21 protein-coding genes and 7 pseudogenes are annotated in these 23739 nt (G+C 68.5%); 17 read left to right on the top strand and 11 right to left on the bottom strand.

The features are described 5' to 3' along the window. Window positions 1–419: 419 nt before the first annotated feature. Window positions 420–668 carry a hypothetical protein gene (locus tag J2Z30_RS47585; RefSeq protein ID WP_044566460.1) on the bottom strand — a complete coding sequence of 83 codons (249 nt, stop codon included), beginning with the start codon at window positions 666–668 and terminating at the stop codon, window positions 420–422. 327 nt (window positions 669–995) lie between these two features. Between J2Z30_RS47585 and J2Z30_RS47580 the strand changes: the two genes are divergently transcribed. From J2Z30_RS47580 to J2Z30_RS47560, 5 genes and pseudogenes are all read left to right on the top strand, one after another. Next, a complete protein-coding gene (locus tag J2Z30_RS47580) occupies window positions 996–1769 on the top strand; it encodes a hypothetical protein (RefSeq protein ID WP_044566459.1) in 774 nt (257 codons plus the stop codon). Next, window positions 1709–2101, top strand: a complete 393-nt coding sequence (locus J2Z30_RS47575) for a hypothetical protein (RefSeq protein ID WP_052701087.1) — start codon at window positions 1709–1711, stop codon at window positions 2099–2101. The genes J2Z30_RS47580 and J2Z30_RS47575 overlap by 61 nt, the downstream gene beginning before the upstream one ends. Window positions 2102–2115: 14 nt before the next feature. Then, window positions 2116–2289, top strand: coding sequence for a CsbD family protein (locus J2Z30_RS47570; RefSeq protein WP_078956364.1), 174 nt, complete (start codon window positions 2116–2118; stop codon window positions 2287–2289). 127 nt (window positions 2290–2416) lie between these two features. Continuing rightward, window positions 2417–2903 (top strand): annotated as a pseudogene (locus J2Z30_RS47565) (IS5 family transposase); the annotation flags it as partial. A gap of 149 nt (window positions 2904–3052) precedes the next feature. Continuing rightward, entirely contained in the window at window positions 3053–3724 is a 672-nt protein-coding gene (locus J2Z30_RS47560) for a hypothetical protein (RefSeq protein WP_044566458.1), read from the top strand. A 130-nt stretch (window positions 3725–3854) separates the two neighbouring features. On the opposite strand, the gene J2Z30_RS47555 is transcribed toward J2Z30_RS47560, so the two are convergent. Beyond that, complete coding sequence (locus tag J2Z30_RS47555) at window positions 3855–5141, bottom strand: IS701 family transposase (protein ID WP_209469154.1); 1287 nt, start codon at window positions 5139–5141, stop codon at window positions 3855–3857. Window positions 5142–5223: 82 nt separating this feature from the next. On the opposite strand from J2Z30_RS47555, the gene J2Z30_RS47550 reads away from it, so the two are divergent. Beyond that, window positions 5224–5619, top strand: a complete 396-nt coding sequence (locus J2Z30_RS47550) for a hypothetical protein (protein ID WP_044566457.1) — start codon at window positions 5224–5226, stop codon at window positions 5617–5619. 138 nt (window positions 5620–5757) lie between these two features. Beyond that, window positions 5758–6168, top strand: coding sequence for a RidA family protein (locus tag J2Z30_RS47545; protein WP_044580616.1), 411 nt, complete (start codon window positions 5758–5760; stop codon window positions 6166–6168). A 164-nt stretch (window positions 6169–6332) separates the two neighbouring features. Here J2Z30_RS47545 and J2Z30_RS47540 read toward each other — a convergent pair. Continuing rightward, window positions 6333–6443, bottom strand: a pseudogene (locus J2Z30_RS47540) (ATP-binding protein); the annotation flags it as partial. 526 nt (window positions 6444–6969) lie between these two features. Between J2Z30_RS47540 and J2Z30_RS47535 the strand changes: the two are divergent. Further along, on the top strand, window positions 6970–8295 hold the full coding sequence (locus tag J2Z30_RS47535; RefSeq protein ID WP_245389302.1) for a reverse transcriptase/maturase family protein: 1326 nt from the start codon (window positions 6970–6972) through the stop codon (window positions 8293–8295). Further along, window positions 8216–8629 (top strand): HNH endonuclease, encoded by a 414-nt coding sequence (locus J2Z30_RS52195; RefSeq protein WP_443732400.1) that lies wholly within the window; start codon window positions 8216–8218, stop codon window positions 8627–8629. The genes J2Z30_RS47535 and J2Z30_RS52195 overlap by 80 nt, the downstream gene beginning before the upstream one ends. 842 nt (window positions 8630–9471) lie before the next feature. Here the strand turns inward: J2Z30_RS52195 and J2Z30_RS50560 are convergent. Then, a pseudogene (locus tag J2Z30_RS50560) lies at window positions 9472–9633 on the bottom strand (DDE-type integrase/transposase/recombinase); the annotation flags it as partial. 390 nt (window positions 9634–10023) lie between these two features. Here J2Z30_RS50560 and J2Z30_RS50555 point away from each other — a divergent pair. Continuing rightward, window positions 10024–10146: pseudogene (locus J2Z30_RS50555) on the top strand (HNH endonuclease); the annotation flags it as partial. Window positions 10147–10718: 572 nt separating this feature from the next. Here the strand turns inward: J2Z30_RS50555 and J2Z30_RS47525 are convergent. Continuing rightward, a complete protein-coding gene (locus tag J2Z30_RS47525; protein ID WP_044566455.1) occupies window positions 10719–11861 on the bottom strand; it encodes an FAD-dependent monooxygenase in 1143 nt (380 codons plus the stop codon). A gap of 170 nt (window positions 11862–12031) precedes the next feature. Between J2Z30_RS47525 and J2Z30_RS47520 the strand changes: the two genes are divergently transcribed. Continuing rightward, window positions 12032–12367: an ArsR/SmtB family transcription factor gene (locus J2Z30_RS47520; protein WP_044566454.1), complete on the top strand. Its 336-nt coding sequence runs from the start codon at window positions 12032–12034 to the stop codon at window positions 12365–12367. A gap of 276 nt (window positions 12368–12643) precedes the next feature. On the opposite strand, the gene J2Z30_RS47515 is transcribed toward J2Z30_RS47520, so the two are convergent. After that, window positions 12644–13228, bottom strand: coding sequence for a CGNR zinc finger domain-containing protein (locus J2Z30_RS47515; protein WP_044566453.1), 585 nt, complete (start codon window positions 13226–13228; stop codon window positions 12644–12646). Between the two features lie 51 nt (window positions 13229–13279). On the opposite strand from J2Z30_RS47515, the gene J2Z30_RS47510 reads away from it, so the two are divergent. Together J2Z30_RS47510 and J2Z30_RS47505 are read left to right on the top strand one after the other, a co-directional pair. Next, window positions 13280–14725, top strand: a complete 1446-nt coding sequence (locus J2Z30_RS47510) for an MFS transporter (protein WP_044566452.1) — start codon at window positions 13280–13282, stop codon at window positions 14723–14725. Window positions 14726–14777: 52 nt separating this feature from the next. After that, a complete protein-coding gene (locus J2Z30_RS47505) occupies window positions 14778–15899 on the top strand; it encodes an epoxide hydrolase family protein (RefSeq protein WP_044566451.1) in 1122 nt (373 codons plus the stop codon). A 358-nt stretch (window positions 15900–16257) separates the two neighbouring features. On the opposite strand, the gene J2Z30_RS51235 is transcribed toward J2Z30_RS47505, so the two are convergent. The 5 genes and pseudogenes from J2Z30_RS51235 to J2Z30_RS47485 all read right to left on the bottom strand — a co-directional run bounded on the left by J2Z30_RS51235 (window position 16258) and on the right by J2Z30_RS47485 (window position 19284). Then, the gene (locus tag J2Z30_RS51235; protein WP_044566450.1) at window positions 16258–16506 is read right to left on the bottom strand and encodes a Tn3 family transposase; all 249 of its coding nucleotides are present in this window, start codon (window positions 16504–16506) and stop codon (window positions 16258–16260) included. An 88-nt stretch (window positions 16507–16594) separates the two neighbouring features. Further along, window positions 16595–16759: pseudogene (locus J2Z30_RS52020) on the bottom strand (Tn3 family transposase); the annotation flags it as partial. A gap of 85 nt (window positions 16760–16844) precedes the next feature. Beyond that, a pseudogene (locus J2Z30_RS52015) lies at window positions 16845–17390 on the bottom strand (Tn3 family transposase); the annotation flags it as partial. Then, entirely contained in the window at window positions 17291–18913 is a 1623-nt protein-coding gene (locus J2Z30_RS47490; RefSeq protein ID WP_209469152.1) for a hypothetical protein, read from the bottom strand. The gene J2Z30_RS47490 and the pseudogene J2Z30_RS52015, both read right to left, overlap by 100 nt. A 14-nt stretch (window positions 18914–18927) precedes the next feature. After that, on the bottom strand, window positions 18928–19284 hold the full coding sequence (locus tag J2Z30_RS47485) for a DUF4158 domain-containing protein (RefSeq protein WP_308280279.1): 357 nt from the start codon (window positions 19282–19284) through the stop codon (window positions 18928–18930). 128 nt (window positions 19285–19412) lie between these two features. Here J2Z30_RS47485 and J2Z30_RS47480 point away from each other — a divergent pair. The 4 genes and pseudogenes from J2Z30_RS47480 to J2Z30_RS47465 all read left to right on the top strand — a co-directional run. After that, a pseudogene (locus tag J2Z30_RS47480) lies at window positions 19413–19637 on the top strand (ISAs1 family transposase); the annotation flags it as partial. A 440-nt stretch (window positions 19638–20077) separates the two neighbouring features. After that, a complete protein-coding gene (locus tag J2Z30_RS47475; protein ID WP_107073217.1) occupies window positions 20078–20701 on the top strand; it encodes a transposase in 624 nt (207 codons plus the stop codon). Beyond that, window positions 20662–21834, top strand: coding sequence for a transposase (locus J2Z30_RS47470; protein ID WP_052701084.1), 1173 nt, complete (start codon window positions 20662–20664; stop codon window positions 21832–21834). Before J2Z30_RS47475 ends, J2Z30_RS47470 begins: the two co-directional genes overlap by 40 nt. 235 nt (window positions 21835–22069) lie before the next feature. After that, complete coding sequence (locus J2Z30_RS47465; RefSeq protein ID WP_044566448.1) at window positions 22070–22501, top strand: hypothetical protein; 432 nt, start codon at window positions 22070–22072, stop codon at window positions 22499–22501. Window positions 22502–23739 lie beyond the last annotated feature (1238 nt).

The following is a 23739-nucleotide window of genomic DNA, read 5'->3' as shown; positions in this document are numbered from 1 at the left end:
CGTGCAGAGGCACACTGTCAGGTGCGGTCATCGTGCTGATCTCCTTCAAGATCTTCGTCGTTCTCGAAGGATCAGCCGATGGCCGTCTGTCTATCCGGGCCCTCACCCCGACGCCGAGGAAAACCCCCGGATCAGGCGGAACCCGGTACACCACTTCCAAAGACGCAACCTCTTGGTCAGTCGCTCCAGCGCTGACTGCTGCGTCGCATACCCCGTCTCCTCGCACTGGCGACCTGTTGCGTCGCGGTAGCGAATGACGTAAGGGTGGGGGCAACGGTTCTGGCGAGAAGCGCAGTTCTTGAAGAAGCTTCCCATCCCGGGTATGAGCTGCGTCGCCAACGTGCACGTCTCCCGATTCATGCTGAGGTTTTGCTGACCAACGAGCCCTCAGCATGCCCGTGACCTGCGGCCGCGCCAAACTACGGCACGTTGAAGCGCGTCCGCATCGAACATCTCGGCCGGGTCGGCGGCAGGCGCGCCATCGAAGCCGAAAGCCCGCAGGTCGGCCTCGGTGGCGGCATCGAGGTCGAGGCTGGTGCTTCAGTGATCTCGGTGTCGATGTGCGCGAGGGCCTCGGCGGTGCCACGCTCCAGCGTGCTCGCGACCGTGCCGATCAGGTGCTCTTTGAACACCTCCCGCGCACGGTTGTGAGCCAGCCCGCTCGCCACCGCGGCCTCTCGTATCGCCGCCCGGCTCCCGACGGGCCGGGCACGACCGCATGGAGCCGGCCCGCGCCGTACGGGCCTTGGGAGCACGGCGGGGTCGCCGCGCTCGCCATGCTGGAGGGGGAGTGGACACTGGATGCCGAGGCCCTGGCCCCCGCCCAGCTCGCCGCTGCCCGAGGCGCCGTGGTGGTGGCCCCACACGGTCTCCGGCGCTGGTGCGCCCATCGCCGTCGCCCGCGGCACCGCAGGAAGTCTGCCAGCGGTGACGCGGGTACGCACCATAATCGACAGTTTTGTGAGGTACACCCCGATCACGGGTAAAAGAGCCTCGTGACCACCAAACCGTGGCGCCCGGTCACACTCGCGTCGGCCGTACTCGTCCCGCTGGCGGCGGCACTCCTCACGGCCAGGGGTACCGCTCACGCTGAAACCAGCGTGCACAAGATCGCCCACGTGCTGCTGAGCAACCTCATATACGTGGATCGCGCGTCCGGCGCACTGAGCGCCAGGCAGGTGCGCGAGCTGGTGGGCAGCATCCGCGACACGGGCGAGGCGTCCTATGCCGCTGTCCTGCCGGACGACCCCGCGTCCGGAGGAGAGCGCACCTTCGACCGGCCGTGTGCAGACGTCGACCGGCTGGGCGTGTGCGCGGTCGCGCTCGGCTCATCGTTCGGCGCGGCCTCCAGCGCTCCGGTACTCCGGAGCACGTATCAGGCACTGGCGCAGCAGAACCTACGCCGGCACCGCGTTGACCTTCCGGTGGTCCTGGACGGCTTCGTGGCCGATGTGGCGGTGCGGACCGGAGGCGGGAGCGGCCACGGAGGCGAGGGCGACCGCGGCTCCAGCGGCCTGTCAGTGGGTGGCGCGGTGGTGTTCCTGACCGTCCTGGCCGCGCTCGATTCCCGATGCCAGGGCCCCGCTTCCCGAGCGGCATCCGCCGGAGGTTGGGCGGAATTCACGAGATCGAAAGGCGCCGACGGCGAGACGGGCGTGGACCGCACCGTTTCCTATGACATAAAGGTTCTCAAGGCAAGGAGAGCGACATGCTGCTCATGCTCTTTGGGCTCATCATCCTGGCCGCGGCGGCTGTCATCGGCGTGGTAGGCGTGCTGAGCAACCTCGGCGGTGGGCACGCGCTCACCGATGGCTTCTCTGTATTCGGTTACGACGGCGGCGGTTACTCCGGAACGGTGTTTCTCTCCGGGATTGTGATCGGGGCCGCCGCCCTGCTCGGGCTGAGCCTGATGATGGCCGCCGTGCGCCGCAGGCACGCCGCGCGCCACGTGCTCACCCGGCACCGCCGGGAGGCCGCGCCGGTCGACCGGGAGCGCGGTGAGGTGGCTGGCAGACACGAGCCCGCGGACGACGAGTCCGCCCGCGGCACTCGGCGCCATGGCCGACCGCATCTATTCGGGCACCGCACCGCCCATCGATAGGAAGGCAGTGACTCATGGATGTCGGGAAGAAGATGGCCCACACGGCCGAAGCGGTCCGAGGCAGCGCCAAAAAGGCGCTCGGCCGGGTCACCGGTAACCGCCGCACGCAGGCGGAAGGGCGAGGCGTCAAGGCGAAGGGCAACGCCAAGCAGTCCGGTTCGAAGATCAAGGACGCCTTCCGACACTGATCCGCGGCAGACGAGCACAGGATAGTGATCTCTGCCGTCGGGGGTCGGTGACCCGCGAAGGAGGGAGTCTAGGTCTGCTGTCCGGCGGATCTTGTGACCGTCGTGGTCTCGGGTCATTGGCATGGTCATGGGGCGGGGAGATCTGACGAACGCGGAGTGGGTTCGGCTCAGGCCACATCTGCCGAAATCCGGGCAGCGTGGTGGCCGTTGGGCCAGTCACCGAAAGCTCATCAACGGGATCTTGTACCGACTGCGCACCGGGATGCCATGGCGGGATCTGCCCGCACGTTTCGGTCCGTGGAAGACCGCGTACGAGCGACACAGACGTTGGTCGGCGGACGGCACGTGGGACATGATCTTCGCGGCTGTCCTGGCTCATGCCGCAGCGCATGGTCGGATCGACTGGTCGATGGTGAGCTTCGACTCGACTATCTGCCGGGCCCACCAGCACGTCGGCCGGGCGGGCGGCGGACACCCGCGCACCCGACCCGAACACCTCGGCGGCGATAAGGCGTACTCGTCACGCCGCAACCGTCGCTCACCTGCGACGACGCCAGAGAAGTTCAAGCCGCCCGCGGGAGTCGGAGGGGTCCCGCGGACGGTGCCCGGATGGCGTGGGAGGGCTCCCGCCGACGGCCGGGTAAGAAGGTCCAGGACGGTGCACGGGGCGGAACGACGGAGGGAGACGGTGATGGTCCATAGTGACCCGCCGCGGTTCCAGGGAATACCGGGAAGCCGGTCCACAGCGCGCGTCGGGGGGACGGTGGTCTCCACGGCCACGTTCGCCGTCCTGCTGACCCTGGCGGCCTGCGATGCCGGCGGCCCCTCCGGCCCGTCGGCTTCCAAGACCTGGGTGGAGCCGACGGTGAGCGCCACGGAGGTCATCCCGGCCCCGCGCGAGGAGAACTGCGGCGACGAGCCGTGGAGCACCCGGAACCCGGCCTACGAAGGGCCGGGCCCGCACTTCATCGCGCCAGTCGGGATCCGCTCGCAGCTGCCCCAGTCCGTCGCCGTCGGGGTCATCCCCACCGATCTCGACGACCCGGGCGACGGGCGGTACTTCGGCGGCGACGAATCCGTCCTCGCCAATCCGATGACCGACAAGGATGCCCAGATCCAACTGCTCGCATGCATCGAACCAATCAAGGGTGACGGGCCGATCGGCAAGGTCGAGTGCTATTTCGGGGATGCCAGCGGCGGAGCACGCAACTTCCAGACGTTCCCGCTGTATCGGGCCGACTACGAGGTGACCGTCCGCGAGGCCCGTACCGGCCGGGTCGTCCGCACGCTCTCCGTGCCGGGCACGGTGAAGGGCCAGGACAACTGCCCGACGATAGCCACCGACACGGGGCACACGGTGTTGCTGCGCGCACTGTCCCGGGACCGGCTCGTCGAGGCGCTGCACCCGCTGTCCGCGGCGCCCGCGCGCCGTTAGGCCCAGTTTCGGGAAGAAAGTTCCGACGGACAGGACCTAGTAGGACTCCGTTAGGTCTGTCTTGATCTAGGTGTTGTGGTCCTGGTGGGGAGGGGCTGGTTGCAGGTGGTGCAGGTGCCTGTCCCGCACCTCAGGATGTCTTGGAGGGCGTCGAGGATCTGGTAGAGGGTGAGTGCGGTCCAGGTGCTTTTGGGGCCAGACGTTGTTCGGTGAGAAACGCGTGGGCGGCGGTCACGAGGGTGACGTGGTGGTGCCAGCCTGGCCAGGAACGGCCTTCGAAGTGGTCCAGGCCCAGGCCGTGCTTGAGTTCGCGGTAGTCGTGCTCGAGGCGCCAGCGGACCTTGACCAGACGGATCAGGCCGGCGATCGGGGGGTCGGCCGGCAGGTTGGACAGCCAGTAGTCGGTGGGAGCCTCGGCCTCTTCGGGCCATTCGACCAGCAGCCAGCAGTCGGGCAGGATGCCGCCCCACCAGCCCTGTTCGGCCGAGGCGGCGGCCCGGATGGGACGTTCGACGGCGTTGCCGGCCGGGCGGACGCGCACGGCGGCGAAGCGGGAACGTAACTCGCCGCGTGAGCCCTGCCGCCAGGTGAGGGAGGTGAACGCCTCCTGCCCGAGGCCGGTGGCAAGGGCTGCCACTGAGGGTGCGGGGTGGCGGTAGCGGGGCTGGGGCCAGCAGCCGACGGGGCCCTTGCGGTCCGGGGCTGTCGGTTGGGCGTCGAATGGGTGGGCGGTCACGTCCGCGCGGATCGCCAGTATGTATATGTAGTCGATGCCCCGCTCTGCCAGGCCGCCCCGAAGGTGGGCGTTGGTGCCGTAGGCGGTGTGGGCCACCACGACCGGCGGCCTCATGCTCCAGCCGGCCAGCGTGTCGAGCATGTCCAGAGCCAGCCGCCACTTCTCGCGGTGCCCGGCTTCGGGCGGGATGAGGGTGAGGGTCCTGCGGTCAGTGTCCGCCGCCCACTCCTTGGGCAGGAACAGCCGCCACTGCAGTGGACAGGAGGCCGTGTCACTGGCGGCGTGGACGCTGACCGCGACCTGGCAGTTGGCGCGTTTGCCCAGGGCTCCGCAGTACTGCGGAGCCACGGCGACCGACATTCTTCCGTCCTTGGGCAGCGACACGTCGTCGATCACCCAGGCGGTCGGGTTGACCAGTGGCAGCATGCGGTCGCAGATCCGCCGCTGCACCGGCACCGGGTCCCAGGTGGACTGGTTCACGAACTGCTGCAGGTTCTGTTCGATGCCGTCCGGCAGCCGCGAGGCCATGGCCTGGATCGACTTGCGGCGGCCGTCCAACATCAGTCCCTGCAGGTAGCAGTCGCCTTCCGCCCGCTGGTCCTTGCGCGGCACCGACGCGAACACGTCAGCCACGTATAACGCCAACTTCGCCCGGACACGGTTCACTTCGTGTGCGTCCATCCACCCAACATGCCCAGGAACAGGCCGAACTGGAAGACCTAACGGAGTCCTACTAAACGGGCTGCCGGAGAAAAACGAGCAGGTGGCAGGGACGCGCTACTTCGGCCGCAGCGACAAGACGAAGTACCAGATGGGCGACGCCGAAGTCGTCAGCCTGCACGCGCGGCGGCGGAACACCGAGGCCGATACCCTCGCCCTGCTGCGCAAGGAGATGGACGAAGACCCGCTGCGCGATGTCGGAGCCCAGTCCCACCTCTTCCTGGTTGCCCAGCCCGCCGCCGGACCACGGGACATGTGCCTGTCCATCACCGGTGCACAGTACTGGAACATGCGCCTGCACACCCTGATCCATCGTGTCCACGAGAACCAGAGCCCGCCGCCAGCGCTCGGGGGCAAGGGCTTCAGTCCCGAATCTGAGCTACGCGCACCAAGGACACAGGCGCGCCAGGGGAGTGGCTCTCAGCTCCTCAAACCTTAGGTGATCACCGGGTCCACGAGTGTTGAACAGAAATGACGGCGTTGCCGTGGGCGCGGCGAGAAAAAGGGAAGGCGGGTGCCAACGGGCCGTTGGCAGGATGTCCACGCTCAACACTCGATGAGAAAGGACCCGACGACCGTGGCTCGTGCCATCACTCTGATCCGCTCCGCCTCCCTGTCCGATGTCGCCGAGTACGCCTATGCGGCCACGGCGCCCGCCGACTCCCGCCTGATTTTCCTCGCCGGGGCGTGTCCCCTGAACGACGACGGCTCGACGGCAGCGATCGGGGACTACGCGGGTCAGGCGCTGAAAGCCGTCGAGAATATGCGGGCTGCTCTCGCTGCCGCCGGCGCGTCACTCCGGGACGTCATCAGCACAAGGGTTCTCGTCGCATCGGCCCGGCGCGAGGACCTGGTGTCTGCCTGGGAAGTAGTCCGGGACTCGTTCGCTGACCACGACGTCCCCAGCACCTTGATGGGCGTCACTGTCCTCGGCTATAAGGACCAGCTCGTCGAGATCGAGGCCGTCGCCGCCGTGCTCGACTCCTGAGGTCCATTCACACAACGCGGCGGTGCAAGCGCGGCCAGGGCCGGAAGTGCCTGGCGATGGCGCGGCGTACATGGGGTTGCTGGCCGCCTGCCGGGGCGGCTGGCGATCGAGGCAGGTAGCTCTCTGGGGCAGCCGGTCCTGGCGGGCTCCTCGGCTCGTGCCCGGGTGGAGGTGAGGCGGTAGGAGTCGGTGCCGGTTCGGATGATGGTGCCGTTGAACGTCAGCCGGTCGACGATGGCCGCGCAGAGCCGCGGGTCCGTGAACGTCTTTGTCCAACGTGCGCCGTGAGGCGCTTCGTTGTATCCCCGACGCAGTCGGGATGAACTTGGAGGGAGGTTCCTGGGTCGCCGGGCTTACTTGAACGCGAAAGCGTGAGGGGACAACAGCATGCTCGGAAAGTGGTGTCCGTCTGGAGGCGTCCAGGGCGGGGTGCCGCAAGACCCGCGCGATATGGCTAAGGCTTGATTGCTTGAAGCCGAATTCCCAGCGGTGCGAAAGACACCCGCCGAAACGACGCCTGATAATCGACGTCACGCCATGTCTCGGTCGTGGTTGGAGGCTGGGGCAACCTCCATGGCGTGAGCGCCTCCCAGTGAGGGCGGCCAAGGGAATGAGTGGGCGGCCTACGTCGCGCTCGATACGTACAACGAAGACGTACCACGGGATCGCCTACGGGGCGCGAGCCCTATGGCGACGGAGTGCTCGTAGCAGTCGCAGGAGTGACGACCTGCCAAGGAGGCCGGGAAAGCTGGTCACAGGGTGAAGGGGCACAGGTGATTGACGCGTCCGGCGATGGGAGGTATGCGTAATGCAGAACGCCGCAACGGTGCTGGACGTCCTCCGGGAACGCGGCGGCGAGGTCTGCCGCTGGAAAGGCTGTATCGGCAGTTGTTCAACCCGCAGTTGTTCCTGATGGCTTACGGGCGCATCTACGCCAACAAGGGTGCGATGACGCCTGGGGTCACCGGGGAGACCGTGGACGGTATGTCCCTGGAGAAAATCGACGCGATCATCGGCCGATTACGCGCCGAGACGTACCGGTGGACTCCAGTGCGGCGGACCTATATCCCGAAGAAGAACGGGAAGAAGCTTCCGCTTGGACTGCCCACCTGGTCGGACAAGCTGGTCGCTGAGGTGGTGCGTCTCCTGCTGGAGGCGTACTACGACGTCCAGTTCTCCCGCCACTCCCACGGGTTTCGCCCTGGCCGGGGCTGCCACACCGCGCTGAATGAGGTGGTGGAAGTCTGGAAGGGAACACACTGGTTCGTCGAAGGAGACATCTCCGACTGCTTCGGCAGTCTGGATCACGAGGTGATGCTCGCGCTCCTGGGAGAGAAGATCCACGATGGGCGGTTTCTGCGGTTGATCCGCCAGATGCTCAAGGCCGGGTATTTGGAGGACTGGCGATGGGAGGCCACGCTCAGCGGTGCGCCGCAGGGCGGCGTGGCTTCCCCGATCCTGTCCAACATCTACTTGGACCGGCTGGATCAGTTCGTTGAACAGCACCTTTTGCCGAACTACAACCGGGGCAGGCTGCGCCGGCGGAGCGGGGAGTACTGGCGCGTCGAGGCGAGGATCAAACGGGCGAGTCAGCGCGGGGACAAGGCGGCGGTGCGTGCGCTTCGGCAGCAGCTTCGGCGCCTACCCAGTGCCGATCCCGATGATCCGGACTACCGGCGGCTGCGGTACATCCGCTATGCCGACGACTGGCTGCTCGGTTTCGCTGGGCCAAAGCGGGAAGCCCTGGAGATCAAAGAACGGATGAAGGAGTTCCTGCATGATCAGCTCAAGCTGGAACTCTCCGAATCCAAAACCCTGATCACGCACGCCGCCAGCCAGGCGGCGCGCTTCCTTGGCTACGAGCTGCGAACCCAGCTGGCCGACACGAAGATCACTCGCGGGCGTCGAGCGGTCAATGGCTGTATCGGCCTGTATGTGCCACGAGATGTGATCCGGAAACGGTGCGCGTTGTATATGAAGCGCGGGAAACCGGCGTTCCGCGGGGTGCTGATACGCTATCAGGATTTCTCGATCCACCGTCTCCAGGATGGCTCGCCGACACAGGGCGACCGTCCAAACGCCCGACGGACCACGGACGTGCATGCAGGTCATAGTCAAGCGCAGTGACGGAAGGAAACCACTGGTTGCTCGCTTCGGCGGGATTCCGCTGAAACGACAACGCTTTGCTGACCTGGTCGACAGGAAACCGTCAACGAGATACACCGGCAGCAACGAGCTGATCCACCGGCTCTTGGCGGGGCAGTGCGAGATCTGCGGATCGCGGAACGGTCTGCAAGTCCACCACATCCGCAAAATGGCAGATCTCAACCGGCCTGGTCGGCCCGAACCCTCACCCTGGATAAGGCTCATGGCGCAGCGTCGACGCAAGACCCTCGTGGTCTGTCACGACTGCCATTGGGACATCCATAGAGGACGGGCCACGGTCTCAACCCGGAGATGACGTCACTGGAGAGCGGTATGCGTTGAAAGGCGCCCGTACCGTTCGGGAAGGGGCCGTCGGAAAAGGACCCCAGCCAGGGGCACCTCGTCGGCGGCCTACTTCACCTCCGAAGGGCAGTGTGTCGAGCAAGGTCAGCGTGGGGAGCCGGGCATTGGTCAGCCGGGGGCGGTAGCCGTAGCCGGTGGTCGTGTCGAGCAGGTGCCTCCATACACGCGCGGCCGGTGAAGAGTTCGACGCCGATGGCGCTGTTTGGCCAGCAGTACGTGGCGGGCGTCGTCGTCGTGCCCGGCCTTTCGGTACCAGCTCGCCAACTGCTCACAGGGCTGGGGGCCGCGGAGTCCGGCTGTCGCCCTGTTTCCCGCTGTTCGGATTCCTCGTCCCTTTGGATGGAGCCGTAGGCGAGGCCGTCGATCTCCACCATGAGATCGGCAACTTCAACGTGCCCGCCATTCATGCCCTCGGGGGAGCGCTCGATCTGAGTCAGTCCATCGGACTGCCCGCCATTTCCGACCACCTGCTCAGCCTCGGTGACCGGCTCATCGAGCGCCTCGACCGACTGGGTATCGACCTGGCGGATCCCGCGAGCGGGAACGGCGCAGCCACGTCTATGTCCTGGCTCGCACCGATGCCGTGTGGCCGCCTTGTCCGACCGCGGCCGGCGTGCGGCTCTCGCCCGTCCGGGGCCGCTGCGGGTCTCTTTCGGCCTCTACAACAACGCTGACGACGTCGGCCGCCTCGCCGAGGCTCTCGAGCGCGGGCCGCGCAGGTGCGCACCGCGGCCTGACACGCCACCGGCACACCCCGCCGGCTGAGGCTCAACCTCGGGAGTGGACACCGGGTTTTGAGCCGACGCGCCCCATGCTGCGGCGGATGCCGTGTCGGCGGCAGACCTCGGCGAAGACCCGGCTGACGTACTGGGCGCCCCTGTCCGTGTGAAAGACGACTCCGTCGACCTGGCCGCCGCGGGCGGCGACCGCCATCTCGATCGCGTCGGTGACGAGCCCGAGCTCGCGGTCCGTACCGGGGCCCCAGAGCCCGGCGTACGCACAGGCACGGTGAAAGCACCGCCATCGGAAGCGAAGCACCGCACGTACGGGAACGGATCGTGAGTCGGCACGGGCCGTTCCTCCACGAGAAGTCCGCCGGGTGGCCGTCGTACCGGATGCGGTTGTCGTCCGCGTGCGTGGTGCCGCTCGCGCGGTCGTGTGGGTGTTGCCGCTTGCGTGGGTCGGGCGCCGTGGCAGTCCGGTACCGCCGCCGTGAGCGCCGTCGTGGCTGTCGCCGTCCTGGCCGTCCGCGGGCCGGTCAGCCGCGGCGTGAGAGGTAGATGGTGGCGAGGATGTAGGTCCTCACTGGACCTCGCCGTATGACGGCGTGACGGCCGACTCGGCTGCAACGACCTCACCCATTCGCAGCTGATCGCGGTCTCCGCTCGTTCCAACCGGTCCAAGGGGGACAAGGACCCGGCGAGCTGGCAGCCCCCGCTGGCCAGCTACCGATGCACCTACGGCCGCGCCTGAGTCTCGGTAAAGCGTGTATACGGTCTGACCGTGGACCCAGCGGATTTGGCCCGGGCTCCGGACGGGCGGCAGACGGCTTTCTGCCGATCACCACCGAGCTGCTGCCCGAAGTCGTGAACTTCCTGCGCGGGCACTGAGTTTTTTCCAACCTCAGGTTGAGGCGTGACGAAAGGCGGGGATGGTCTTCACGATGGCGGTGACTCGGTTGGTGCTACAGCGGAGTTGCTTGCTCGTCGAGGCAACGGATTCTGGCGTGGGTGCTGTTGTGCCGACGTTGCCGCAGCTTGAGACGTCGGCCGCGGAGGGTGCCCGGGTGGTGCCGCCGGCGCCTTGATATGCCTTGTTCGCCCAGCACTTTACCTCCGCCTCGCGGGGGCGTAGTCACCGGCAGCACCCATGTCGTGGCGAGCGCCCGGACTGGTGGGTGAAACCGCCAGAAGCGGACCTGCTGCGTCGGCGATGACCTGCCACGCCGAGCCGGGCTCGTCGGACATGGTGGCGGCGCCGACCCGGCTGTGAGCTACCGCGGAGCTGCGCACCGACCGGTGACCGGTCGGTGCGGGCCCGGTCTACCGGTTCGCGGCTTCGCGCGAGGCGATCCGGTTCGTGCGACCGACCGCGCGGCCCACGGCGTTGCGCACCGCGAGGCCCGGCCGGGTGCGGGGCACCATGAGCCTGGAGAGCAGACCGACGCGTCGCTGCCGCGGGCCTACCTCACGGCGGAGCCGCGACTCGTAGGCGGCGAAGGCGCGGGCGTGATCACCTGGATGGGCGGCGAGCTCTTCTGCGAGGGCGTACGCGCCCGCCATTGCCATGCTGGACCCGTCGCCCAGCAGGGCTGTCGCCGCCGCCGCGTCCCCGAGCAGTACGACCCGTCCGCGGGACCACGAGGGCATCCGGACGGTGGTCAGGCGGTCGAAGAACGGAGCCGGGTGGTCGAGGAACGCCGCCACGAGTTCCGGTGCCCGCCACCGCACGTCGGCGTAGGCGTCGGCCACGGTCTGCTTGTGAAGGGCGATGTTCTTGCGGTCGTGGGCCGCTGGCTGGGCGGCTCGGAAGGTGAAGATCGCGAGCGGAGTGGTCCGCGAGGGGTGGAGGACCAGCATCCGGTTCGGCGCGGTCAGCATCGTCATCTCGGTCGGGTCCTCGATGGCGTCGGGTTCCAGCGGGACGGTCGCGCCGTACAGGCCCAGGTCGCTCGCGAACCGCCGCTCGGGTCCGAATACCAGGCGCCGTACGGTGGAGTGCATCCCGTCAGCACCGACTATCAAGTCGAAGCGCCGTGGCGCGGACCGCCGGAAGGTGACGTCGACCCCACCTTCGTCCTGGTCGAGAGCGGTGACCGTGTCGTCGAACAAGAACTCGGCCTCGGTCTGCGCCGACCGGTGGAGCACCTCGGACAGGTCGGATCGGGTCACCTCGACCGTCGGAGCCTTGTCCGAGGTGAGGGGGAGTTGCAGGATCCGCCTGCCGCCGGGGTCGAGCAGGGTCAGTGACCGATTGCGGGTGGCGAGCCCGCGGAGCTGCGGAAGGATGCCCATGCGGTCGGCGACCGGGATCGCGGGCCCCTTCACGACGATCGCGCTACCACCGGAGCGCAGCTGCCGGGCATGTTCGACGACCGTCGGCCGGTAGCCATTCCGGGAGAGCCAGTATGCGAGTGCGGGCCCTGCGATTCCGGCACCGACTATCAGCACCTCGGGCTTCTTCATGACGATGACCTCTCGGAGTGTCGATGACCAGGTCCCCGGCGAGTGCCGGGCCGGGTCTCAGGGGGCGGCGGCACCGGGCAGCGCAATCGGGTCAAGGTACGATCAATTTCGTACCTCAGTGGAGCACGTCCTTCAGGTACGATGCAAGTCGTACCTGAAGGGAGTGTCGCGTGACCGGGATGAATCTGGTCGGCCCGGAGGCCGATGCGCTCGATCTGGGTGCGGTGTTTCGCGCCCTCGCCGACGAGCATCGTCGTTCGGTGATGACGGAGTTGGCCGTCGACCGCAGCGACAGCGAGCGGGGCTGCAACTCGTTCGATCTTCCGATCTCGAAGCAGACCCAGACCCACCACTTCCGGGTCCTGCGCGAGGCAGGTCTCATTGACGAGATCGACTACGGCAACCGCAAGGGCATCCGACTACGACGCGCGGACATCGAGAAGAGATTTCCCGGGCTGCTCGCGCTCCTGGGCGCAGAGTCCCCGGGCGGTACTGCTCCTCGCTGAACACAGCTGAGCACACCCGAAGGAGTCCTAGTCGGCCCTGAGCCGCGAGCTCGACCGGATCCAGCTCGCGCCCGGCGCGCCTTGTCGGACTGATACCAGGCTCGCGCTGCGTCCTGGACGATCGGAACGGAGATCTGCGGTCTCGGGCCTGTATTGCGGTTTTCGCGGCTATGTAGATTGCATCGCGAGGAACGCCCTTGGAGGCCCGAACGAGTTCGTCGAAGGCGGGCTCGGACGAAACCCCGGAGCCGGCCTGGCAGGGTCAGGTGCCGGGGCTCAACGCGGGCTGCGCCGGCTCCGGTAGGCCGCGACGCTGGCCCGGTGTGCGCAGGTTCGGGTGCAGTATTGCTTCGAGCCGTTGCGCGAGAGGTCCACGAAAGTGGCCCGGCAGGTCGGCCCGGCACATACGCCGAGACGAGCGGGACCGAGCGTGGCGATCACGGAGGCCAGTGCGCTGAGCGTAGTCGCGGCAAGGTGCGCCGAGCAGCGGTCGGTGTCGGAGGTCACCTCGGTCCACCAGCGGTCGTCCTCGTGGCGCAGTACCGGGGTGGCGCGGCTGCGACGCAGACCGTCGTTGATCAGAGCCGCAGCTTCGACCGCGTCCGCGTTCGCCCGTTCGAGCACCTCACGCACCGTCTCGCGCAACGCGCGGACTTCCGCCAGGTCGGCGCGGGTGAGATGCCGCGGACCGGTCCCTTGGTTCGCGGCCGAACTCGGAGGCTCAGCCGCGGGATGGTCGTCAAGGAAGTCCCGGAGCTGCTCCACGGTCTCGAGCGCGTCCTCTCCCTTGATCGGCCTCAAGGTGTTGGCCAGGTCGACGGCCGCCTGGACCACCAATGGGCTGTGACACGCATCCTGCATTTGACGTATCTCCTCACTGCTCCATAATGTTACACGCAAAGGAGCTTTCGCATGTCACAACATACCCGGCAGGGGACGACGCCGCAGACGATCCCGTCTGGAGGGGCCCCGGCACCGGAGCGAACCGACGCCCCGGACGGGCGTCGGCTGGGGCTGACTTTGGGGATGCTGGTGCTGCCGATGTACGTGGCGCTGGGAGCGCCGTCGGTGGCCCTGCCGGCCATCGGCCGCGCACTCGCGGTGCCGTTCGGGGCCACCGCATGGATTCTCGCCGCGTGGTCGCTGACCTCCGCGCTCGCGATGCCGGTCGCGGGTCGGCTGCTGGTCCGCTGGAGCCCCTTCCAGGTCCTCGTCGCCGGGGTCGTGGCGCTCGCCGCGGGCTCCGCGCTCGCCGGAGCCGGGCCGACACTGTCCGTCGTGATCGTCGGCCGACTGATCGGCGGCGCCGGGGCGGGCGCGACCGTGATCGCTGTCTTTGCCGCGGCCACCGCCCTTCCCAGGCGGCAACGGATCCGCGCCCTGGGAATCATCGCGGCCGCCAGCGCGACGGCGTCGGGGTGCGGGACACTGTTGGGCGGGGCGGTGACCGCATGGCTCGGGTGGCGTGCCGTGCTCGCGATCCCGGTCCTCGCGCTGCCCCTCCTGCTGGCCGCATTGTCGAGTAGGCGCGCGCTGACGCGGAGCGGTAGCGGCGAGCGAAACGGCTCGACCGGGCGACTCGATATCGTCGGCGCGGCCGTGCTGTCGGTACTCGCCGGCTCCTTGATCACGTTGCTGCAGGCACACTCGGTCGGCCTGCCCGCTCCGGTCACGCTCGTCGTGGCTGCCGCCGGGGCGCTCGCCGCCGTGGGACTGTGGTGGCGCGTGCGAAGCACGCCCGACGGGTTCGTGCCTCGGCGGGTGATCGCATCCCGCGGCTTCCTGGCGGCCGGGCTCATCGGCGGGACCGTCTTCGCCGGCTACTACGGGGTGCTGTTCCGCGCCCCGTCCCTGATCGAGCAGGCCACGGGCGGTGGTCCCCTGGAAGCCGGCGTGCTCTTGGTCCCGGCCGCCGCCTGCTCGGTGCTGGCCGGGCGGCTGGTCGGCACCTTGACCGACCGGTTCACCGGCTGGCAGGTGTCGGCCGGGCTTGCGGCACTCACCGTCGTCGGCGTACTCGTGGCCGCGATCTTCACCGGACCGATCCCGATTGTCGTCGGCACGGCGTTGACCGTGTGCGGGTTCGCCGGCGCCCAAGCCGTACTGGTGAGCCTCGCGCCGGACCTGGTCGCCGCTGACGACCGCGACACCGCACAGGGCCTGCTCAACTTCATGAACGCCCTGGGTGGCGGGATCGGTCCGGCCGCTGTCGCGGGTCTGTCCGGCATCGTGCCGGTGCCGGTGGCCCTCGCCATGCTCGCGGCACTCCCCCTGGCCGGACTCGTCCTCAGCCTGACCCGGCGCCCTACCGCCGACCGCCGCCCCGAACCCGACGCCACGCGTGGGAGCCCGCGATGACGGTCCACCTGCATCTGATCCGATAACGCCTTGACCAGTAAGGAGCCTTGCCATGTCCGCCGAGCCATTCGAGGTCAGCATCACCGAAGCCGAGATCGCGGACCTGCGTGAACGATTGCGACGGACACGGTGGCCCGAGCGCGAGCCGGTGGACGACTGGTCACAGGGTTTGCCGCTGGCGTATGCGCAAGAGCTTTGCCGCAGCTGGGCCGAGGACTACGACTTCGGGTTCGCCGAGCGGCTGAAGGTGTTCCCGCAGTACCGCGACACGATCGACGGGCTGGGCATCCACTTCCTGCACGTCCGCTCGCCGGAACCGGACGCGTTCCCGCTCGTGCTCACGCACGGGTGGCCGGGTTCGGTGCTCGAGTTCCTGGAGGTCCTCGGCCCGCTGACCGACCCGCGCGCGCACGGCGGTGACCCGGCGGACGCGTTCCACGTGGTCGCGCCGTCGTTGCCCGGGTACGGCTGGAGTGACAAGCCGTCGACGACCGGGTGGGGCATCACTCGCACCGCGCGCGCCTGGGACACGTTGATGGTCTCGCTGGGTTACGAACGGTACGGCGCGCAGGGCGGTGACTGGGGTTCGGCGGTGTCCGCGGTGCTGGGCGAGGTGGCGCCCGAGCGGGTCGCCGGCGTGCACCTGAACCTGGGATCCGTGGCGGCGGGCACGTTCGACGACCCGACGCCCGCGGAGCTGGCGAATCTCGAGGCCGAGAAGGAGATGCAGCGCACCGGCCGGGGGTACTCGGCGATCCAGGCGACCCGGCCGCAGACACTCGGCTACGGCCTCACCGACTCCCCGGCAGGGCAGGCCGCCTGGATCGCCGAGAAGTTCTGGGCGTGGACGGACAACGACGGCCATCCCGAGGACGCGTTGTCGCGGCAGACGATCCTCGACGAGATCTCGGTCTATTGGTTCACCGCGTCGGCCACGTCGTCAGCGCGCCTGTACTGGGAGAGCTTCGCCAACTTCCGGGACAAGGTGACCGCGCCATCCGGGCTGTCGGTCTACCCACGCGACATAGCCCACCCGTCGAGGCGGGAGGCCGAGCTGCGGTTCACCGACCTGCGCTGGTTCGAGGAGCTGCCGCATGGTGGCCACTTCGCCGCGCTGGAGCAGCCGGAGTCGCTGGTCAAGCAGGTGCGCGGGTTCTTCCGCCTGTTCCGCTGACTGTCCGTGCCACCCCCTGGGAAGCCCGCGCCCAGGGGATGGTCCTGTCCGTCCCCCGGGTTACCGGCAAAACGACGGCCGCGCTCGGCGAGCGGACGCTGGTGATCATCGCCCTCGAACGAGGAGTCGGCCTTCGAATGGCGGAATAGCACTATGGTGCGATACATGTCGGTACTCATAGCGGCAGCGGCCCATCATGGCGTCAGGGGGGCGCCAACCAGGGCAAACAGCCACTGGTTCAGCCAGATGGAGTAGATCCAACGGCCCGGCACTCATGGCGCTGACGGAGGTCAAAGGACAAGCTGAGAAGCTGTCCTACGTTTTAGGGGCGGGCTGTGGGCCCCCGGCAGGGGCGGAGTCAGGCCGCTTGGCCGTATCCGTCCGTGCCGGGGTCGTCGCCGCGCAGTGGGCTGAAGTCGACGTCCAGATGCGGGTCGTACGCCTCGGGCTGGATGCCGAGTTCGTGGGTGGAGTATTCGCCGAAGCGGCGGATGTGCTCGGTCAGGTACGGCGAGATGTGGGCCAGGTCCTCGGGGTCGATCTCCCAGCCCTCCTCTTGGAGCTGGCGCACGATCTCGGCGATGTCCAGGGCGTTGTGGAAGATCACCGCATTGGTGAGCGGCGCGTTGAATTTCGCGGTTCTCCTGCTCGACGGGATCGTTGTCGGTGATGACGGCGCCGTTGCCGAAGCCGATCCACTGGGAGAAGCCGTTGAATGCCTCGACCTTGTTCGTCGCGGCGGTCACCCGCCGGCGCAGCGGGGCGTCCGGGAGGTAGCGCAGCAGTTGGACGGTGCGGATGACGCGGCCGACCTCGCGGAAGGCGGTGTAGGCCGTGTTCTTGCGTGCCCCGGCCCGCAGGCGCCGCAGCAGCAGTTCCTGACCATGGCATGAGGTCGAACCCCAGCAGGTGCGCGAGCGCGAAGGCCGGAAAGGACTGGCCCTGAGTATCGGCGTGCACGGTGGCCGGCTTGACCTCGGAGGTGTTCTTGAGCAGGCCCTCGATGGTGTAGACGGCCTCCCACACCCCGCACGGGATGAAGTGCGTGAACAGCGCGATGTAGGTGTCAGAGATGTGGTGGTAGGCGATACCGCCCGGCTTGCCGTAGCGCACGGACGTCTCGGAGAGCGGATTGTTGAGGTAGGTGTCCATGTGGGTGCCGTCCGCGGCGGCCGTGGAGCCGTCGCCCCATGCCTGGGAGATGTCCAGGCGGGCATGCGCGTTGACCAGGTCGGCGATGGCCTCGTTCAGCGTCGGGATGGAGAAGTGCCGGTTTGCGGCCAGCGACACCTCGTGCCCGCTCACGCCGGGGATGTGGCGAGCGGCCTCGTAGGGGCCCAGGTTGGCGCCCTTCACGAAGGTGGTGATCACGTACCGGCCGAAGGGGTCTATCAGCTTCGGCTCGGTGCCGGACGCGGGGCCGAAGCGGCGCCACCACTCCACCCAGTACGCGGTGCGGGAGACGCCCCCGAGCAGGGAGCGCTCCGGCATCCGGGTTCTGATCTCCTGCTCCAGGGCCTTCGCCGAGGCCCGCTGGCCCTCGGCGCGGTGGGCCTTGAGGGAGGGGATGCCGGTCTCCGAGTCGATGACCAGACCCTCGTTGTCCGGGTACCCGGCATCCGCCGTCGCGGCGGCCGCGGTGAGCTTGTCCTCCAGCTGCCGGCGGAACGACCCGCGTCGTACGGCGTATCGTCGCCGGGCTCGGCGAGGCCGACCTCCACCAGGTAGTCGCCCAGCTTCTCCTCGACCGCGTCCCAAAGCAGCAGCTGCTGACTCCAGTCGGTGTACTCCTCGGACCCGGCCACCGCGACATCACCGGTGCGCAGTTCCTCGGCGAGCGCGGCGAAGATCATCGCCTCGAAGTGCTTGCGGACGAAGGCGCCGGGCCGGTTCTTGTCGCGGACGGCCTTCTGCCAGTTCAGCGTGGCGAACGAGATGTCGACCGGGCGGCCGTCCTCATACCGTCCCGGGATGTAGTCGCGCAGGTGCTTGTGGCGGCGGGCGTGCGCGAGCGCGTCCAGGACCCGGTTGTCCTCCGAGGCGGCGGTCAGTTCCAGACGGCTGGTCAGGTCGTACATCGTGGAGCGGTCCTTGAGCAGGTGCCCGTACAGCAGCACCTCCCAGTAGTTGCCGTGATGGGCGGCGACCTCCTCGATCTGCTCGTACTGCTGCTCGAACCCGCCGAAACCGTCCACCGCCACCGCCGCGGCCCCCAGGGCGCCGGCCTGCACCCGCAGGGCCTTCGCCATCGTGTGCAGGGCGGGCGCGAGCCGGTCGCCGAGCCGCGTGGCCACCGCGCCGGCCTCCGTGTCCTGGTCGAGCTCGGTGACCACCCCCAGGATCTCCGCCGTCAACGCGGCCGCCCTCTCGCGCGCGGCCTGGACGGGGCCGTCGGCGTCGATGTGCTGGAGCACCGTGCGGTAGTTCCCGATCAACGCCTCAACGATGGCCTGCTGCCCCTCGTGGATGCTCTCCAGCTCCGCCTTGGCCCGCTTGACCTGCAACGCGACCCGCTTGCAGAACATCGTCGCCAGCGCGTCCCCGGCCCGCATCCGCGCCTTGTGCACGAGACACACCAGCAGTGCGAGCCGCTTGACCAGGCCGTAGTCCCGCAGCCCCGGCGCGTCCGCGGCGTCCGCCTCCCCGGCGAAGTCCGTGATCTTCCCCGAGGCCACGCCGGACAGCCACGCCCCGGTCTCGCCCAGCCCGTCCACCCACCCCAGGTACTCGGCCTGGGCACGGAAGTGCGACCACGTCGGGGCCTTCGCCGACTGCTTCAGCCGGTTGTACTTCGTGGTACCCGAGGTGTCCTTCTCCGACAGCAACGCCAGCAGCCGCTCCCGGTGGGCCTCGCTGAGCTGCTCGCAAATGCCCGCGCAGATCGAGGCGTTCACCTCGGTGCGGACCTTCGCCGCGAGCGCGTCCAGCGTGGTGAAGCCCGGCAGCTCCAGCCCGGCCTCCACGACCTTCTCCAGCGCGATGTTGATCAGGTCCGCCGGACGGTTCTTCGACACCGCCTCGCTCCGTATCACCGCCTCGGCGATCTTCCGGGCCTTCGCCTTTCGTACGACAGGCCCGCCCGCTGCCGTACGGCGGTGCGCTGCCGCTCCGCCGTACGGTTCCTCGGCACCGTGCCCTCCGGCAGGTCCGCCGCACGACGCACGAAATCGACGACCGTGTTCGGGACCTCGTCCAGCTTCGGGAAACACCCCATGCGCTGGTACGACTTCAGTACGAGCACCTGGGCCAGCAGGTGTTCGTCGCAGTCGGTACGGGCGGTGGCCCACTCGACTTCCTCACGGCTAGGCTCGAAGAACAAGTGCAGCTCGTGCGCGGTGATCAGCCGCTTGAACCGCGGATACGCCGTCCTCTCGATCGAGGTCACAGCTCACCCCGCCCCGGACGACATCCAACGTCACCACCAACGACACTGAGCCGAACGGGTGACGGGTCCGATGCGCTCACCCCTTCAAGATCATCCCGTGGCGGGTTTCTGGCGTATCTGGGTCACGCCCCATCCCCGTCATCCACCGCGGCCACGCCCGCGGCCACGGCCGCCACGAGCAGTGTCACGTGCAGGTCGTCACCGTCGACGGCCTGCTCTTCCCGCACGCCCGCCAGGTCCTGCGCATCCAGCACAGACGCCGCCTGTACGGGGCGAAGAAGTGGTCCAGCGAGACCGTCTACGCCATCACCGACCTGCCCGCCGAACAGGCCGACGCGGCCGAGATCGCCGCCGTGATCGACGGTTGGGTTTATACCACACAGCGCTACACGCCCGTTGGCCGCAGCTGGCCCTGACCTGCGGGCAGGCGTCGCAAGGAAGGGGCCACCAATATTTAGCCAGGTCCAAGACCAGGACGGACTGTCCAGGGTGGGCGAAGCCCAGCGTGGAGCGCGCCGCGGCCGCAGCTGCCCTTGACCGACGGCACAGTCCGCACACTCCACGAGCGGGCGGACCCGGCCGACAATGCTCTCTGAGACTCCCTGCTCCGTTGAACTTCGGACCGAGTGGAGCGACGAGTAGCGTTGGCCGTTTTCAAGGCTCTGTCCGCAGTTCCGGATGCTGTTGGTGATCTTCGCTCGTTGGGGTGAAGCTGTGCGGTCTTCCGTTCTCGCTTGGTTTGGGTGTGCTGCTCTTGTCTAAGCGGGGCGGATCGAGCGGTCGGAGGGCCGCGATGGCGATGGGCTCGGGTGCGGGGCGGGTGGTTCCGCCGTTGACGGTGCGGATGGCTCGGGCGAGCAATCCGGGAGGCACGGCCGCGATGTGGGTGCGGGACCGGCTGGATGAACTGTTCGTCGATGAGGACTTCGCGGACTGGTATCCGGCTGACGGGAGAAAGGGGCTGTCACCGGCCCGGCTCGCGTTGGTGTCCGTGCTGCAGTACGCCGAGAACCTGACCGACCGGCAGGCTGAGGCCGTTCGGTGCCGTCTCGATTGGAAGTACTGTCTGGGCCTGGAGCTGGACGATCCGGGGTTCGACTTCTCAGTACTCAGCGAGTTCAGGGGCCGGATGGCCCAGGGTGACCGGGCCGACCGGCTGCTGACCGTTATGGTCGACCATCTTGTGGCGGCTGGGCTGGTCAAACGCCGCGGCCGGGTGCGGACGGACTCCACCCATGTGCTCGCCGCGGTCCGTCGCCTGAACCGGGGAGAGCTGGTCGCCGAGACCTTACGGACCGCGCTGGAGGAGCTCTCGGAGCACGGTGAGGAATGGCTGGCCCGGCTCGTCACCCGGGACTGGGCAGACCGCTATGGCCGGTGCGTTATCACCGGCTGCCTCGCGGCGGGGACGCGCTGATCGCCTACGTCCTGAAGGTCGGCGAGGACGGCATGCACATTCTGCGGGCCGTCTACCAGGACGACGCGCCGCCCGGACTGCGGGACCTGCCCGCCGTGCAGGTATTGCGGCAGGTCTGGGTTCAGCAGTACTGGTACGACGGCGATGGCCAACTGCGCTGGCGCGGACCGAAGTCCACTCGCGACCGGGCCGGCCGACGGGCAACCGAGCAGAGGAACACCGGCAAGACCAAGGCAGACGGTCGGCCTGATCCCGCCTCGGCACGAGTGCCATGGTCCAGTATGGAGATCGTTACCCCGCATGATCCCCAGGCCCGTTACAGACAGAAGGTCACAGCAGCCGGACAGCGCGACTGGATCGGCTACCGCGACCACCAGAGTGAAACCTGCGACCGCCCCGGCCCGAACGTGATCGTGCAGGTCGTAACCCGGCCGGCGCCGGAACAGGACATCGATGCTCTCGACCGCATCCACCAGGGCCTGACCGAGCAGGGCTTCCAGCCGGCAGAGCACGTCGTCGACGGTGGCTACGTCACTCCGGACAGCATCCACCGCAGCGAACAGCGGTGGGGCATCGGACTGCTCGGTCCGGTCCGCGACGATCCCCGTGCCTGTCAACGGCCGGGTTTTGCCAAAGAGGACTTCCGCGTCGACTGGCAGGCCCGCACCCTGACCTGTCCACGCGGTGTGGTCAGCCCGCCGTGGAATTCCACTCTCGGCGATGGACACCCCCGGCTGTCGGTTCTCTTCCCCCGCAAAGCCTGCAATGAGTGCGAGGACAGGCTTCAGTGCACCGGCAACGTCGACGGCAAAGGACGCCACATCTTCCTTCTGCCAGAGCCCCAGCAGAAGATCCAGACGAAGGTCCGGAAGGAACAGAAAACCGATCCGTGGCGTCGGCGCTATGCCATCCGCGCGGGCTGCGCGGCCACTGTCTCCGAGACCGTCCACGCTCATGGACTCCGCCGCTGCCGCTACCGAGGCTTGGCCAAGGCTCACGTCCAGCACGTGCTGACGGCCGCCGGAGCCGACATCATCCGCCTCAGCGAGTGCTTCCCACCCGGCACGGCTCCATCCCGCGAGCCTCGACCGACGAGCCACTTCCAGCGAATCTGCCAAAGACTCACGACCTAGAGATCACCAACAGCGTCCGTAACTGCGGACAGAGCCGCATGCAGCGTGTCCGGCAGGAGTGCTTGCAGCGGGCCCGTGCATAGGGCACCTCTGGCGGGACCCGTCTCGGCAGGCTCGTATTACACCTGGAGTGCGCCTGGGGCAGAAGGCGGCCGGGGTATCGGCCGCGTGCACAGCGGTACTCCGCTTGTTCCTGCCTTTCGGGCATCGGTCCGTCCGTCGGAAGGAAAAGATCGTGGCACGCATCTCGCGCATCGCCTTATCCCTCGTGGCCCTGCTCGGCGGGACCATCCTCGCCTTGCCGGGTACCGCTTCGGCGGATGTCACGGCGGTGACGGCCTACAACACCAGGTCCCAGCACCTCATCGACGATCCCAGGCTCGGCTGGGAGGAGTCCTGTGTCGAACGCCGTATCAAACTGGATGCCGGCAGCTACGACTGGGGCCGTGTCATGGGATCCCGGCACACCTCCTGGCGCACCATCGAACTCGGCGCGGACTGGTACACCTGGAGGGATTGCCTGTGGCCGAAGAACGGCTACTACCTCCAGACCACCATGCTGGATCCCGACAATCCTGACTGGGTGCTGGTTTCGGATTCTGCCTCCGTGGAGGTGGCATATACCGGCACCTGGACGTGGGGCGGATATCTCGACCCCCAGTTCTGACCCGCCACCGGGCGGTGGTCCCCAGTGCCCTGGAGATAAGGCGCACCTGGCTCGCCGCCCGCGCGAAGCGGCCGCCGGTACGGGGCGGACCGGAACCCCGCGCGTGGCAAGCCGACGGGTGAGGGCAACGGAGTGCGTGCCCTGAGCACCGTACGTCTCCCGAACACGTGGGGTGGGGTGCCTGACCGGCACCGAACCCCACCCCGCGTGCCGGCTGCTCACCATGCGGGCGAGACCGGCCTGCACCGGCCTCGTGGCACGCCCCGCCCACCTGCGGCCACCGACCCGATATCCCCCGCACACCTCCTGCTGACCGGGGGCGGAGGGAGGGGAGCGGAGCGGGCGGCATCGCCGGGACCGGGGCCGCCGTGCTCGGCGGGCCGGCCGTGATCCGGGCCCGGGCCGCCCCCCAGCCGGCCTCGGCCCGGCGTGCCGTCGCCGTACGGCGTCACCGCCCTGGTGTCCGTCATGGTCACCGCACGGGTGTCCGTCGCGCACCGCAATGGCCTTCTTCCACCGGCGGCCCCTGCTCGCCGGACCCCGGCCGTCACTTCGCCCGCGTCCTGCGTGGCCGCGACCGCGACCCAGGCCTGGACGAGGACATCGCGGACACCGCTCTTGCCGCGCAGTGCCTCGGCATCGGCATCACCGGCGCCGGGCCCCCTGTGGCACCCACCCGGAGCACCGCCTCCACACCACCCAGTGGGACCTACCACCCCCACCTGAGCAACCCCCACCCGACCGGTGCTCCTGCGGCCGACGCCGCCGAGAGGGCCGCATCCGCTGCACCGGCCCCGGAAGGGGGAGTGGCAGATACCGTGTGGACCACCGTGCTGCGAACGCGCCTTCCTCACCGCCACCGCGCTGAAGGAGTGCCTGCGCGTTGAAGGAGCGTCTGCGCACCGCTCACTCCACCGGCCGGGTGCAACCCATCGGACGTCACCACATACCAGCATCCCGCAAGGCCCGGCCAACGGTCTGTCACCGGCCAGGAGGACAACCGCCCGCGGTGGAAGGCCGGCTCCGTCGGCGTGGAAGCGCTGTGCACCGGTCTCCGCCCCCTGCGGCTGACCGCCGACCGGCTCCGCCACTGCCGGCGGGCAGACGCGCCCTTCGCCAGGAGGGCCACGGCCTCGACGACGCCGGCATGCTCGCGACCGGCGACGCGCCCCCGGGGGGCGGGACGCATCACGGCGCATGCCCTGGCGAACGACGGCACACCCAGCCCACACCGTGGG

Origin of the sequence: Streptomyces iranensis, assembly GCF_017874715.1 — a bacterium.
Lineage (GTDB): Bacteria > Actinomycetota > Actinomycetes > Streptomycetales > Streptomycetaceae > Streptomyces > Streptomyces iranensis.
This window is presented reverse-complemented; position numbering and strand designations above follow the sequence as displayed.